Origin of the sequence: Pseudomonas sp. M20 (genome assembly GCF_045037865.1) — a bacterium.
In the GTDB taxonomy this organism is placed as follows: Bacteria; Pseudomonadota; Gammaproteobacteria; order Pseudomonadales; family Pseudomonadaceae; genus Aquipseudomonas.
Map to the genome: position 1 here is coordinate 3,404,691 of NZ_CP173611.1, position 13,179 is coordinate 3,417,869.

Genomic DNA, 13,179 nt, shown 5'->3' on the forward strand with positions numbered 1-13,179 from the left:
TGATCAGGACAGTCTTTCAATTTTCATCTACTTATTGCGCCGAACAGTAACCAGTAACCTTCTCCTCACTCGGACGAATTCACGTCCTGCAAGGAGATTTCATCATGCTGACCCTTCGCAAAGCCTCCGATCGTGGCCTCGCCAATCATGGCTGGTTGAAGTCCTTTCACACATTTTCCTTCGCCAGCTATCGTGACCCACGTGAACAGGGTTTTTCCGACCTTCTGGTGATTAACGACGACCGCGTTGCCGCCGGTAAAGGCTTCGGCCAGCACCCGCATCGCGACATGGAGATCTTTTCCTACGTGCTGGAAGGTGCGCTGGAACACAAGGACACGCTGGGTACCGGCTCGGTCATCCGCCCGGGTGACGTGCAATTGATGAGCGCTGGCAGCGGCGTGGCGCACAGTGAGTTCAACCATTCGGCGAGCAAACCGGTGCACTTCCTGCAGATCTGGATTGTGCCGGAGGTTGCCGGCGCCAAACCGCGCTACCAACAGGAGCATTTCAGCGCCGAGAAAAAACGCGGTCGCCTCCAGTTGATCATTTCGCCGGACGGCAAGCACGGTTCGCTCAAGGTGCGTCAGGATGCACGGGTCTTCGCCGGGCTGTTCGACGGCAAGGAAAGCGCCACGCTGGAACTGGCGGCCAACCGCTATGCCTATGTGCATGTCGCACGTGGCAGCGTTGAACTCAACGGCCAGTCACTGCGCGAAGGTGACGGCGTGCGGATTCGCGAGGAACAGTTGCTGACTTTGAGCAACGGTGTCGATGCCGAAGTGCTGGTATTCGACCTGCGGCCGCAGGAATTGCCAGAGATGCCATAACGCGGTGTTTCAATGCTCACGAAAAACGGCCTTCTTTGAAGGCCGTTTTCTATTGTGCTGATTCGGGTGCTTGTTGCGAAGCAGGTCTTGGTGCGCCTATATCTTTACCTGCCTGGATCGCAGCGAGTGTCGTCTGCAAGGTGGTTAACACCGCTGCCTGATTGGCGAAGTGCGCCCCCACGACGACGGTGATCATTCCAAGGAAATGGACGGCTGTCGTCGCCCAGTAATGCGCCTTCACTGTCGAGGCTTGTTTGATGGCTTCTTTTGAGTCTTCGGCGATTTTTTGTACACCGTCCCACATCAGATCGTATCGTTTGTCCCTCTCCGCCTGAGTCAAAAGATAAGCATCGATTTTTGCCGACACACCCTCGAACCGAGCATCCATCCTCGTCTCAATGGTCTCGATCCTGGCATTGAACTCTTCACGGCTTATAGCGTTCATGGTTTGAGTATTCCGACCTTTACTCGATAGGTCACTGACTGGATTTTGACTGAATTCCGTGGTTCTCAATTCGGCACCTTCCTGGGTTTACCAATACCTTCCCTGGTATCAACATCAGTGCGAGTCCTGCGCCCCTCACCGACATGCCGAAACAATAGGCCCCATCCAACAGGCTCACAAGCCGGGAGATTCTGCCTCTGGTGTAGGCCGTTTCGTCAGAGGTTGTAGCCCTGCCAAAACAGCATCTACCTACTCATTCTCCGACGCGAACACGTCGACAATCTGCTCAATCACCGCCCTCACCCGCGCGGTATGGCGCAGGTCCGCGTGGGTTACCAGCCATACCTCATAGGGCAATGGCGTGGTGCGCTCCGGCCAAAGCCTGATCAGGCCATCGCGCTCGCCCATGTACACCGGGATTTCTCCTACACCCAACCCTACTGCAATCGAACGACGCACGAGCAAACTGGAACTGAGGCTGGCGACTATCCGGCCGCGGCTCAGCGGTTCCGATACCAGGGTCAGGTCCTTTTTGCTTTGCAGATACGGTTGATAGACCACCAGATCATGCCCTTCGAACGCCGTGCCCGGCGGCGGCACGCCATTGGCGTCTATATACGCTTGGGAAGCAAACAGCCCCACCGGCCATCGAGCAATTCGCCGAGCGATCAGATCCGGATTGTCCGGTCGGGTGTTGCGCACGGCGATATCCGCCTCGCGCTTGGCCAGGCTGAGGATTTGCGTGGACGCATCCAGTTGCACCCGCACTTCCGGGTGCTGCTCGTGCAAACGGGCGATCGCCGGAATCAGGAAATCGATGGCCAGCGAATCCGTGGTGCTGACGCGCACCGTGCCGGTCAGGCGATCGTCCAGGCCTTGAATCTGCCGCTCCAGCTCCAGTGCCGAATGCTCCATCTTCTCCACGCTTTTGAGCGCCGCTTCGCCGACGGCCGTCAACGCGTAGCCGTCGGAGGTGCGCAAAAACAACGTCGCACCCAGGGACTTTTCCAGCGCCGTGATCCGCCGCCCGACGGTTGCCTGATCTACCCCCAGAATCCGTGCGGCCCCGCGCAGCGTCGACTCGCGGCAAACGGCGAGAAATACCCGTGCGTCATCCCAATTCATGCTGCCTCCGTATGATGCAAATACGCATCAGCGTGCCGCTTAATCGCTGCATTAACGCAGCAAAGATAGCCGATATGCTGAACGCCATAAACCTTCCGCGAGATCGCTATCATGCGCACTTCAACCTCCACCGGTATCTGGCTGCCGATCTTCGCCGGCCTCTGCGCCAGCCTGGTCAGCATCGGACTGGCACGTTTCGCTTACACGCCGTTGATTCCTGCGCTGATTGAAGCGCAGTGGTTCAGCGCCGATGATGTGGTCTACCTCGGTGCGGCCAATCTGGTCGGCTATCTGATCGGCGCCCTGCTCGGCCGGCCGACAGCGCGCCAGTTCGGCAATAAAAATGCCTTGCGCTTGATGATGCTGATCGTCACCGCCGCATTTTTTGCCTGTGCATTTCCCTTGTCGGTGAGCTGGTTCTTCGGCTGGCGGCTGCTGTCGGGGATTGCCGGTGGCGCGATCATGGTGTTGGTTGCGGCGACGGTATTGCCGCATGTTCCAGCCGCACGCAAAGGGTTGGCCAGTGGTGCGATTTTTCTCGGCATCGGTCTCGGCATTGCCGGCTCCGGGACGCTGGTGCCGCCGCTGTTGAGCCTGGGTTTGCAGGCGACTTGGCTGGGCCTGGGCGCATTGGCCCTGTTGCTGACTGCGCTGAGCTGGTTCGGCTGGCCGTCCGATTTTGCGCACCCGGTGGCTGCGCACGAAACGGCGTCCGTTGAACCGACGCCGCGCGCGGTCTACGTGCTGTTCGCCCAATATGCCTTTATGGCCGCCGGTCTGGTGCCGGCGATGGTGTTTCTGGTGGATTACGTGGCGCGTGGACTCGGCGCCGGCGCGCATATCGGTGCGCTGGTATGGGTGATGTATGGCTTGGGTGCGATTGTCGGGCCAGTGACTTATGGCTTTCTCGCCGATCAGTTGGGTGCACGGTCGAGCATTCGTCTGGTGCTGGTAGTGCAGGCGATTACCCTCGGACTGCTGGCGATCTCCCACTCGTTTCTGGCGTTGGCGTTGCTGGCGGTGATTCTCGGTTCATTTCCGCCCGGCATCGTGCCGCTGGCGCTGGCCCGGGTGCATGAACTGGTGCCGGAGCACCATCGCCAGCAAATCGCCTGGAGCCGCGCCACGGTGTCGTTCGCCACGTTTCAGGCGTTGGCCGGATTTGCCTATTCGGCGCTGTTCAATGCCAGCGGCGGCCACCACGCGTTGTTGTTCGTTATTGCCGCTGGTGCGATCGTCGTGGCGTTGCTGCTGGAGCAGGCCATGAAATGGCTGCCCGCCCCGGTTGAGCCGCGCTGCTGCGCAAATTGAAGGGAATCATTGCCTGCCCGGCAGGCTCCCACCTACACAACTCAAGCCAAGAGAAACGATATGTCCCTGCCCAATGAAATGACCCGAATCGAAATTACCGAACCCGGAGGCCCCGAAGTCTTGCAACCGCGACGCGTGCCGCTGCCGGTCGCGGCACAAGGCGAAGTGCTGATCCGCGTACACGCCGCCGGGATCAACCGGCCGGACGCCTTGCAGCGTGCCGGTAAATACCCGATGAAACCCGGCATGAACCCGATCCCCGGGCTGGAGGTTGCCGGCGAAGTCGTTGCACTCGGGGCGGGTGTCAGTCAATTCGCCGTGGGCGACAAAGTCTGCGCGTTGACCAATGGCGGCGGTTATGCCGAATACTGCGCCGTACCGGCCGGCCAAACCCTGCCGATTCCTGATGGCGTGGACTGGGTCCAGGCGGCCGCGATCCCGGAAACGTTCTTCACCGTGTGGGCCAACCTGTTCGGCCTTGGCGGCGCCAGCCGTGGTCAACGCGCGCTGATTCACGGTGGCACCAGCGGTATAGGCACTACTGCGCTGATGCTTTGCCGCGAGTTCGGTATAGAAGCGTTTGCCACCGCCGGCAGCCCGGACAAATGCGCGGCAATTCGCGATCTGGGTGGCGAAGCGATCAATTACCGCGATGAGAAATTCGCACAGGTCATCACCGATAAAACTGCTGGCCAAGGTGTGAATGTGATCCTCGACATCATGGGAGGCTCGTATCTCAACGATAACGTCAGCGCCCTGGCGATGGATGGCCGTCTGGTCATGCTCGGTTTCCTTGGCGGCGCACGGGCCAATGACTTTGATCTGCTGGCGATGATGGCCAAACGCGCGGTCATTACCGGATCTCTCCTTCGCGCCCGCACCGCTGCCGAAAAAGCCGCGATTGCCGATCAACTGCGTGAGCACGTATGGCCGGCACTGTCTGCCGGGCGCTGCCTGCCGATGATCGACAAGGTTTATTCACTCAACGACGCGGCTCAGGCCCACGCGCACATGGAGGCTGGCGACCATATCGGCAAGATCGTTCTGCAGGTCGTGTGAGTCCTTGCAGCATTTGGTAATCGTTGCGCCGGGGCGGTGGTCGAAAAATTCACGCGCAGGCCGAGCCATCTGGTAAAAAGCGTTCTTTGGCTGCGCCTTGGTGAAACGTTTAATGTTCCAGTCCTTCATGACGCGTCTACGACGCCGCCGTTTGGCGTTCGCCTGCATGGCCGCGCTGATTATCGGCGTGCCGGCGAGTTGTGGTGTGCTGCAACACACCGAGCGCAAATTGCTGTTTCGCATTGAGCCGGGCACCGCCGGCTGGTATCACGGCTTGCCCGGCAGCGTGCAGGAACTCGACCTGCAACCGAAGAGTTTCAAGGCCGGGCAGAACATTCATGCCTGGTGGTGGCCGGCGGAAAAGGCCAGTGCGCCGGCCATTCTTTATTTGCACGGCGTACGCTGGAACCTCACCGGGCAACTGTTCCGCATCGAACAATTGCGCGCGGCGGGTTATTCGGTGCTGGCCATCGACTACCGTGGTTTTGGCAAGAGCCACGGTGATCTGCCGTCGGAAAGCAGTGTTTACGAAGATGCGCGAGTAGCGTGGGAGCGCTTCAAGCTGCTGCAACCGGATCCGGCCAAACGCCTGATCTACGGGCACTCCCTGGGCGGCGCCGTGGCGATCGATCTGGCGGCGGAACTCGGGCAAACAGCCGCCCGCGATCATTCCGCACTGCCAGTGCGCGGACTGGTGATCGAGTCCACCTTCACCACGCTGGCGGATGTCGCCGCGTCCGTGGCCAACACTTCACTGCCGGTACGATGGCTGCTGTCGCAGAAATTCGATTCGATCGACAAGATCGCCGACATTCACATGCCGCTGCTGGTGGTGCACGGTCTGGCTGACGCTTTCGTGCCACCACGTTTCAGTGAGCAATTGTTCAACGCCGCGCAACAACCCAAACGCCTGTTGCTGGTGCCTGGCGCGACGCACAACAACAGCATGGCGCTCGGCGGGCAGAATTACCGCAAGGCGCTCGACAGCCTGATGCAGAGCAAGCCCGTCCCTAGGGTGGCCGGGCCGACAACCGTGCGCAGCGGACGGGACACTTAACGGTAGCCGCGCGCCTGCAAATCAAACAGTTGCGCGTAATGCCCGGCAGCGGCTATCAGTTGATCGTGGCCGCCCTGCTCGAGGATTTGGCCTTGTTGCAGCACGATGATGTGGTCGGCATTGCGCACGCTGGAAAAGCGATGGGAAATCAGCAAGGTCATGCGCCCTTCGCTGTGCTGGCTGAAATGCTCGAACACCGCGGCTTCAGCTGCCGGGTCGAGCGCCGAAGTCGGCTCATCAAGGATCAGAATGTCGGCCTCACGGCGCATGTACGCGCGGGACAAGGCAATCTTCTGCCACTGCCCGCCAGACAATTCCTGGCCACCGGCAAACCAGCGTCCCAACTGCGTGGCATAGCCCTTGTCCAGTCCTTCGATAAAGGGCGCCGCCATGCCTTGGGCAGCCGCCTCTTTCCATCGTTGCGAATCGTTGAACGCCAAGGTGTCGCCGACGCCGATGTTTTCGCCGACGCTGAACTGGTAGCGAATATAGTCCTGGAAAATTACGCCAATACGCCGACGCAATGCGGTCTCCTGCCAATCCTGCAAATCGCTGCCGTCGAGCAGAATGCGCCCTTGATCAGGGCGGTAGAGCCGGGTCAGTAACTTGATCAGCGTGGTCTTGCCAGAACCGTTCTCGCCGACCAGCGCCATGCTCTGGCCTGGCATCAGTTGCAGGTCAATGTTTTCCAGTGCTGGCCGACTGGCACCGGGATAACGGAAACCGACGTTTTCGAAACGCAAACCATCGCCCGGGCACGCTCCAACCGTCAGGTGGCCGGTATCCGCCTGCACCGGTTCGGCCAGGTATTCATAAAGACTGGTCAGATAGAGGCCGTCTTCGTACAGGCCACTGATCGCACTCAAACTGCTGCTCACCGCACTTTGGCCTTGCTTGAACAGCACCAGATACATGGTCATCTGGCCGAGGCTGATCTGGCCATGCACGGCATCGATCACCACCCAGGCATAGGCCACGTAAAATGCCGCAGTACCGAGCAGGCCGAGGCCGAAACCCCAGCCATCGCGCCGCAGTGTCAAACGCCGGTCTTCGGCATACAGCCTGGCGAACGTGTCGCGGTAGCGTTGCAGCAACAACGGTGCAAAGCCGAACAGCTTGACCTCTTTGATATAGGTTTCGTGGGACAGCAAGGTTTCGATGTAATTCTGCTGCCGACTCTCCGGCGCGCGGCGGGTGAACAACCGAAAGGCGTCACCGGAAAAATGCGCCTCGGCAAAGAACACCGGCAACGCACCGACCACCAGCAGCACCAGCGCCCAAGGGGAAAAGTGCACCAGCAGCACACCGAAGCTGATCAGCATGATCAGGTTCTGAATCAAGCCCAACGACTTCATGACCAGCGCCAGTGGCCGGGTCGACGCTTCGCGACGCACGCGCACGAGTTTGTCGTAGAACTCGGAGTTCTCGAACTGCACCAGTGACAGGGTCTGCGCTTTTTCCAGGATCAGCGTATTGACCTTCTGCCCCAGTTGCACCCGCAACAACGACTGCTGCACCGACAGTGCCCGTTGTGTACCGGACAACAGCGCCAACACCCCGGCCTCCAACAACACATAACGCAACACCGGCCACAGCGGCGCACTGCCGTGTTGCGCGTGCAACTGCATCGCCGCCACCACGGCATCGACAATCTGCTGCCCCAACCATGCCGCCAGTGCCGGCAGCAACCCGGCCACCAACGTTGCCAGCACCAGCCCCAGAAACAAGCCTCGCGAGGTCCCCCAAACCAGCCGCAAGGCTCGCAGCGCCTGATCGAAAAAAGAGGTGAAACGCGATAGATCAGGCATGGGGCATTGGACTCGGCAGGCGATGGCGGTGCGTTATGGTACTCCAGCGCTACGACTGAACTTCAAACGACGAGCGCGTTATTGTCGACGCGCTTTTCAGAACAAAAACATCTGGAAGACTCAGGCCTTTCCGGCGTCCAACGCTCTGCTATGTTTTAACCGCCCTACGCGGAACCCGGCGCCCCCCCGCCACGCTCCGCGCCTGACTGCCGGGAGCAGAGACATGAGAATCGACCCGTACCTGATCTTCAATGGTGACTGCCGTGAGGCCTTCACCTTTTACGAGCAAGCTTTGCAAGGGAAGCTTGAGGCGATGATGACGTTCGGCGAAACACCTGCCGCCGAACATGTGCCCAGAGAGCATCACTCTCTGATCATCCACACCTGTTTGAAAGTGGGTGATCAGATGATCATGGCCTCGGACACCACGCCCGACCGCCCGACTCAGGGCATGAGCGGCTGCTCGATTTCACTGAATGTCGACAGCATTGCTGAAGCCGAGCAGGTGTTTAACGCTCTGGCCAAGGACGGTCGCGTCGATATGCCGCTGGAAGCGACCTTCTGGGCGGTGCGCTTCGGCATGCTGGTGGATCGTTTTGGCGTATCGTGGATGGTCAATTGCGAGAGCGAAAAGTAACCCTGACATTTCCTCAGGCATGAAAAAGCCCAACCTGAAAAGATTGGGCTTTCTGCGTTATCGCTGGGCCAGTTCGTGGCGTACGCATTGTTCGTAATACGTCTGTTTGACCGCCGCCGGCTTGAGCTTCGACGTGCTGTTGTAGGTTTGCTCGGTAATCCCCATCGCGGTCATGCGCATCCACGGTTGCTGGAACCGGCGCACCTGCAATTGTTTGCGTGCGCCGTACAGCGAGACGCCCGCCAACTTCGATTGCTGGGCACCGGCAGCAATGTCCGAGCCCCAGGTGCAGGCAAAGCGATGGCTTTTACTCAGCTCTTTCGCCTGCACTCCCACCGCGAAAACAGCCAGGGAAAGCGTTGCAACGGTGATGACAATCGTCCGCATAAGCCAACCTAACCTTCTGAAAAAAGGCGATTTTGCCGGGGAAGCAAAAATCCGGGGGCCAGCAATTTGCCGCCTTTCGCGATTTTTTACGGACGTAAAAAAGGCAGTGGGGTTTCCTGATGAAATCCCACCGCCCCTAGGCTGACTATCAATTGGCGCTGACCTCAACACGCAATCGACCCGCGCCCTCCACCCGACAATCGATGCGATCCGGCAAAAACACCTCGCTCACTCGGCCGGTTCGGGCTTGAGTGGAGCCAGATCGTCGACCTCGCGTGATGCGAACAGCAGCGACTGACCGCCCGTCCAGCAGCGGGCACCTTCGCTTGCCGGGCGCCTCCAATGATCACCATCCGCCTCGACCGGAAGACGACCATCATGAACAGCAAAATTGCAGCGATCACCTTGGCCAGCCTGCTCGCGGCCTGCCCGCTTTTCGCCTCGGCAGCCGCTAAGACGGCTGACGAGTCTGCCGCGCCGCCCACCGCGCTTCCCGGCGTGAATCAAGCCGGCAAAGCTCAATCCAACGCAGACAAGGCCGACAAGAAAGGTGAAGAGGCGTCGGGCTCGAACTCCGGCGCCGAGTCGCATGAAACGGCAAAAGATGCAGCCACTTCAAGCGACTCGGAAGACCTCGGTAAATCGCCGAAACCTTGATCAGGGTTCTACGGTGGTGGTGGCTGCACATCCTTGAACGTCAGCCCGACACTCCCGGTGACTTGCCACGGGTTGGCAGCACCGTACTCGCTGAACGACACATGGTCGAACAGCGAATCCTTCAACCCGTCGATCTGCGCCTGTGCCGGACCACTGAAGCGCACGCGCTCGAACACCAATCCCTGATGCCAGGCATTGTGCTGACTGTCGCCCTTGACCTCGATCGCTTTGCCCTGGGCATTTTCGATGCTCACGTCGGCGATGCGGATATCACGGAATTGCCCGGGAATGGTTGAGCGCTGGTAATCCAGCTTGGCATTCGGATCGTTGTAGTCGAGGGTAAAAATGAACGCCTGCTTGAGCGTATTGCGGATCGCCGAGTCGCGGAAGATCACGTTACGCGCGCCGCCGCCCATGAAGTTGGTGCTCTTCATGCGCAGGCCGGCATCGGTGCCATCGGAAACGTTGTCTTCGGCGAGGATGTTTTGAATCCACGCGCCGGTATGGCTGCCGGCAACCACCATGCCGTGACCCTTGCGAAAGTAGTTATTGAAGATCCAGGCATCTTCCTGCGGCTTTTGCTGCACGGCATCCGCCCCGGTACCCGCAGCAAAATTGACGCAGTCATCGCCGGTATCAAAGAAGTTGTTGAAGACCATTGCGCCCTTGCTGTTGGCGAATTCGATGCCGTCGCCGTTATTGGCGTCGTAGGTTTTATGCGTGGTGTTGGCCAGCACTACGTTTTCGGTTTCCAGGTTCATGATTCCGTGGAAGGCCGGGTTCACCACGGTGAAACCGCCGTAGAACACGTTTTTGACGTTGCGCAGGGTGATCAGCGACGAGCGCATCTGCCCGTAGGCGTCCTTGACGTTCATGCCGCGCGCCACCGCTTGCTCGACTTGCGCCTTGGCCAGAATGCCGTCCTGCTGGTAGCGGGTGTTGTCGCTGGGCAGGTAGAACGGCAATGGCTGACCGCGTTCGTCGACGACATCAGCGCGGCGTTTCCAGCCGTTGCCGTCAATCGTGCCTTTGCCGACGATACGGATGTTTTCGAACGACTGGTGCTGCCGCGGATCGCGCGGCAAGGCGTTGATCAGCGACGCCGGGCGCACGGTGCTCGAATACGGATACTGGATGTAGCCAGCCAACGGATAGTCTTCGGCACGCTCGGAACCCAACAGCGTTGCACCCTCGGCGATTTCCACGGTGATGTTGCTCTTCAGGTAAAGCGCCCCGCTTTTATAGGTGCCCTTGGGCAACCATACTTTGCAGCCGGGGGTGCAGGCGTCGATGGCGTTCTGGATCGCCAAAGTATCGAGGCTTTTGCCGTCACCCTTGGCCCCATATTTCCTCACATCGAACACGGCGGCGACCTTGCTCGTCCGTTGTACAACGGCCGGACTGTCGGCCGACTCTGTGCCATCGGTGCCCACCGAACGCACGGTGAATCGATAGGCCGTATCCGCTTTCAAGCCTTGCGCGGTGTAACTGTGAATGCCAATGCGATGATGAAAACCGGCAACATCCTGTTCGTAGAATCGATCAATGTAAGGTTTGGCCGGCGAGACGCGGTAATTGTTGGCGTTGCTGCCGCCCAGCAACACACCGTTGGCGTAGACCCGGTAGTCGCTGATATCGGCGTGATCGGCGGGCTTCTCCCAGACCAGGATGATCTGCTGATCATCGTAGGCCAGCGTCGGCACCTGCAGTTTTACCGGCGCCTCCAGCGCCCACGACGGCACACTGCAAACCAGCGTCAACGTGGCTGCCAGCGACAAGGCCAAAGGCTTTTTGCGCTGCGTCGGAACAACATATCGATAAGGCATGAGCACTCCTTGTTCAGGCCGACAATCCGGCTTCTTGCAAATATTGGCTGCGGTTGACGAACGTCTCGCGGGGCATTTCCACAACCTCCATCGACAGCGATTCGACGTCCGGCAGCAAAGCGACCAGCGCCGCCACGGTCGCCGAGGCCAGACGCCGGCGCTGTTCAGCACTGCGCCCGGACAACACCGACAGGACGACATGGACAAAATCGTCCGCGCCCGCACCGCAGCGGTAATGCTCGAACGTGTTGAGGCGCACCTTGATGTCCCCGGCCTTGAACAGGCCGAAGGCATCGAGGGCGTCATGCACGGCAGCGAGCAGGGTTTGCTCGCCGACACGCTGGGCCAGGCTTTGCGGGCAATCGATAAGACAATGCGGCATGTCGCGCTCCTTGATGGATCGGCTCAACCAGCGAGCTGGCGCGCCGATTCCTGGCTGAAATCACGACTGGCTTGTACCAGCATCCGCGTGTAGGCGTGGCTTGCCAGATCCTGGCTGAGCGCCTGACTGTCGAGCAGCTCGACGATCTTGCCCAGCTGCATCACCGCCACCCGATCACACAGATGCGTGACCACGCCCAGATCGTGAGTGACCATCAGGTAGGTGAGTTTCTCGCGCCGGCGCAAATCCGCCAGCAGATTGAGAATCTCCGCCTGCACCGAGACATCCAGCGCCGAAGTCGGCTCATCGAGCAGCAACACGCGCGGCTCGAGAATCAGCGCACGGGCAATCGCCACGCGCTGGCGCTGGCCACCGGACAACTGATGCGGATAGCGAAAACGGTAACTGTCGTTCAGACCGACCTTGAGCAGGATCTCGTTGATCCGGTCGTCCTTGTCGCGCACGCCGTGAATAATCAGCGGCTCACGCAGGGCCGTGTCGACGGTGTGGCGCGGATGCAGCGAGCCGTAAGGGTCCTGGAACACCATCTGCACCTGACGGAAATGTTCCTTGGGAATCTTGTGCTGCAGCGGCGCGCCGGCAATGCTCAACTCGCCGGTCCAGTGCCGGTACTGCCCGGCCAGGCAGCGCAATACCGTGGTCTTGCCGGAGCCGGACTCCCCTACCAGGCCGAAGGATTCGCCGTCGGCGACACTGAGGTTGACGTCGTGCAGCACCTGATTGAGGGCCGGGCCGGCGCCGAAACTCAGGTTCAGCGCGTGTGCTTGGATCATGGACATGGTCGATTCCTCAGCAAGTCAGCCACAGTGGATCGCGTTGCAACACCGGCAACCGTTCGCGACGGTTGTCCATGCTCGGCAACGCCGCCATCAGGCCGCGGGTATAGGGATGTTGCGCATGTTGCAGGTCACCGGCGGCGAGCGATTCGACCACCCTGCCGGCGTACATCACCAACACGCGGTCGCAGTAATTGCGCACAAGGTTGAGGTCGTGACTGACGAAAATCAGACCCATTTCCTGCTGTTCGACCAGTTCTTCCAGCACGTTGAGCACTTGCTGACGCACCGACACATCAAGGGCCGAGGTCGGCTCGTCGGCGATGATCACCTGTGGCCGGGTGATGACCATCATCGCGATCATGATGCGCTGACCCATACCACCGGAAACCTCATGCGGGTAAAGGTTGTAGACCCGTTGCGGATCACGGATATGCACCTTTTCGAGCATTTCCAGCACCCGCTCGCGGGCCTCGCTGCGGCTGGCCTTGTGGTGCGCCAGATACGCCTCGGCAATCTGATCGCCGACCTTGACCACCGGGTTCAGCGAGTATTTCGGGTCCTGCATGATCATCGAAATGCGCTGACCACGAATCTTCTGCATGACCTTTTCGCCGGCTGACAGCAGATCGACTTCACCGAACTGCATTGCCTTGGCGGTGATCCGCGCGCTGGCCGGGTGCAGCTTCAGCAAGCTGCGACCGACCGTCGATTTGCCCGAGCCCGACTCACCGACAATGGCGAGTTTTTCCCGCCCGAGGGTGAAGGACACGTCGCGCACGGCATGGGTTTCTTTCTGAGCATTGACGAAGCGCACATTGAGCCCTTCGACGTTCAATTTGATTGCAGACATACAGCCTC

General features: G+C 59.9%; 14 protein-coding genes. 6 read left to right on the plus strand and 8 right to left on the minus strand.

The window, feature by feature from the left end:
- The first annotated feature begins 104 nt into the window (after window positions 1–104).
- Complete coding sequence (locus ACI514_RS15095; protein WP_160057200.1) at window positions 105–827, plus strand: pirin family protein; 723 nt, start codon at window positions 105–107, stop codon at window positions 825–827.
- Window positions 828–876: 49 nt separating this feature from the next.
- Here the strand turns inward: ACI514_RS15095 and ACI514_RS15100 are convergent, their stop codons facing one another.
- Window positions 877–1,272 carry a hypothetical protein gene (locus ACI514_RS15100; protein ID WP_160057199.1) on the minus strand — a complete coding sequence of 132 codons (396 nt, stop codon included), beginning with the start codon at window positions 1,270–1,272 and terminating at the stop codon, window positions 877–879.
- A 249-nt stretch (window positions 1,273–1,521) separates the two neighbouring features.
- On the minus strand, window positions 1,522–2,397 hold the full coding sequence (locus ACI514_RS15105; protein ID WP_160057198.1) for a LysR family transcriptional regulator: 876 nt from the start codon (window positions 2,395–2,397) through the stop codon (window positions 1,522–1,524).
- A 111-nt stretch (window positions 2,398–2,508) separates the two neighbouring features.
- Between ACI514_RS15105 and ACI514_RS15110 the strand changes: the two genes are divergently transcribed.
- The 3 genes from ACI514_RS15110 (at window position 2,509) to ACI514_RS15120 (ending at window position 5,824) form a co-directional block, all read left to right on the plus strand.
- Window positions 2,509–3,708: a YbfB/YjiJ family MFS transporter gene (locus ACI514_RS15110; RefSeq protein WP_405121953.1), complete on the plus strand. Its 1,200-nt coding sequence runs from the start codon at window positions 2,509–2,511 to the stop codon at window positions 3,706–3,708.
- A gap of 60 nt (window positions 3,709–3,768) precedes the next feature.
- Window positions 3,769–4,767 (plus strand): NAD(P)H-quinone oxidoreductase, encoded by a 999-nt coding sequence (locus ACI514_RS15115; RefSeq protein WP_405121954.1) that lies wholly within the window; start codon window positions 3,769–3,771, stop codon window positions 4,765–4,767.
- Window positions 4,768–4,879: 112 nt separating this feature from the next.
- Complete coding sequence (locus tag ACI514_RS15120; RefSeq protein ID WP_160057195.1) at window positions 4,880–5,824, plus strand: alpha/beta hydrolase; 945 nt, start codon at window positions 4,880–4,882, stop codon at window positions 5,822–5,824.
- Here the strand turns inward: ACI514_RS15120 and ACI514_RS15125 are convergent.
- Window positions 5,821–7,632 (minus strand): ABC transporter ATP-binding protein, encoded by a 1,812-nt coding sequence (locus ACI514_RS15125; RefSeq protein WP_160057194.1) that lies wholly within the window; start codon window positions 7,630–7,632, stop codon window positions 5,821–5,823. The genes ACI514_RS15120 and ACI514_RS15125 overlap by 4 nt on opposite strands.
- Before the next feature lie 223 nt (window positions 7,633–7,855).
- Between ACI514_RS15125 and ACI514_RS15130 the strand changes: the two genes are divergently transcribed.
- The gene (locus tag ACI514_RS15130; RefSeq protein WP_160057193.1) at window positions 7,856–8,269 is read left to right on the plus strand and encodes a VOC family protein; all 414 of its coding nucleotides are present in this window, start codon (window positions 7,856–7,858) and stop codon (window positions 8,267–8,269) included.
- 57 nt (window positions 8,270–8,326) lie between these two features.
- On the opposite strand, the gene ACI514_RS15135 is transcribed toward ACI514_RS15130, so the two are convergent.
- Window positions 8,327–8,656, minus strand: a complete 330-nt coding sequence (locus ACI514_RS15135) for a hypothetical protein (RefSeq protein ID WP_160057192.1) — start codon at window positions 8,654–8,656, stop codon at window positions 8,327–8,329.
- Window positions 8,657–9,034: 378 nt separating this feature from the next.
- Between ACI514_RS15135 and ACI514_RS15140 the strand changes: the two genes are divergently transcribed.
- A complete protein-coding gene (locus ACI514_RS15140) occupies window positions 9,035–9,313 on the plus strand; it encodes a hypothetical protein (protein ID WP_160060068.1) in 279 nt (92 codons plus the stop codon).
- A gap of 8 nt (window positions 9,314–9,321) precedes the next feature.
- On the opposite strand, the gene ACI514_RS15145 is transcribed toward ACI514_RS15140, so the two are convergent.
- The 4 genes from ACI514_RS15145 to ACI514_RS15160 are packed head-to-tail and all read right to left on the minus strand — an operon-like array spanning window position 9,322 to window position 13,171.
- Window positions 9,322–11,139: a glycosyl hydrolase family 28 protein gene (locus ACI514_RS15145; protein ID WP_160057191.1), complete on the minus strand. Its 1,818-nt coding sequence runs from the start codon at window positions 11,137–11,139 to the stop codon at window positions 9,322–9,324.
- 13 nt (window positions 11,140–11,152) lie between these two features.
- Complete coding sequence (locus ACI514_RS15150) at window positions 11,153–11,521, minus strand: 5-carboxymethyl-2-hydroxymuconate Delta-isomerase (RefSeq protein ID WP_160057190.1); 369 nt, start codon at window positions 11,519–11,521, stop codon at window positions 11,153–11,155.
- Between the two features lie 23 nt (window positions 11,522–11,544).
- Window positions 11,545–12,321, minus strand: coding sequence for an ABC transporter ATP-binding protein (locus ACI514_RS15155; protein WP_405121955.1), 777 nt, complete (start codon window positions 12,319–12,321; stop codon window positions 11,545–11,547).
- A 10-nt stretch (window positions 12,322–12,331) separates the two neighbouring features.
- Window positions 12,332–13,171 (minus strand): ABC transporter ATP-binding protein, encoded by an 840-nt coding sequence (locus tag ACI514_RS15160; protein ID WP_026000816.1) that lies wholly within the window; start codon window positions 13,169–13,171, stop codon window positions 12,332–12,334.
- Between the last annotated feature and the right edge of the window lie 8 nt (window positions 13,172–13,179).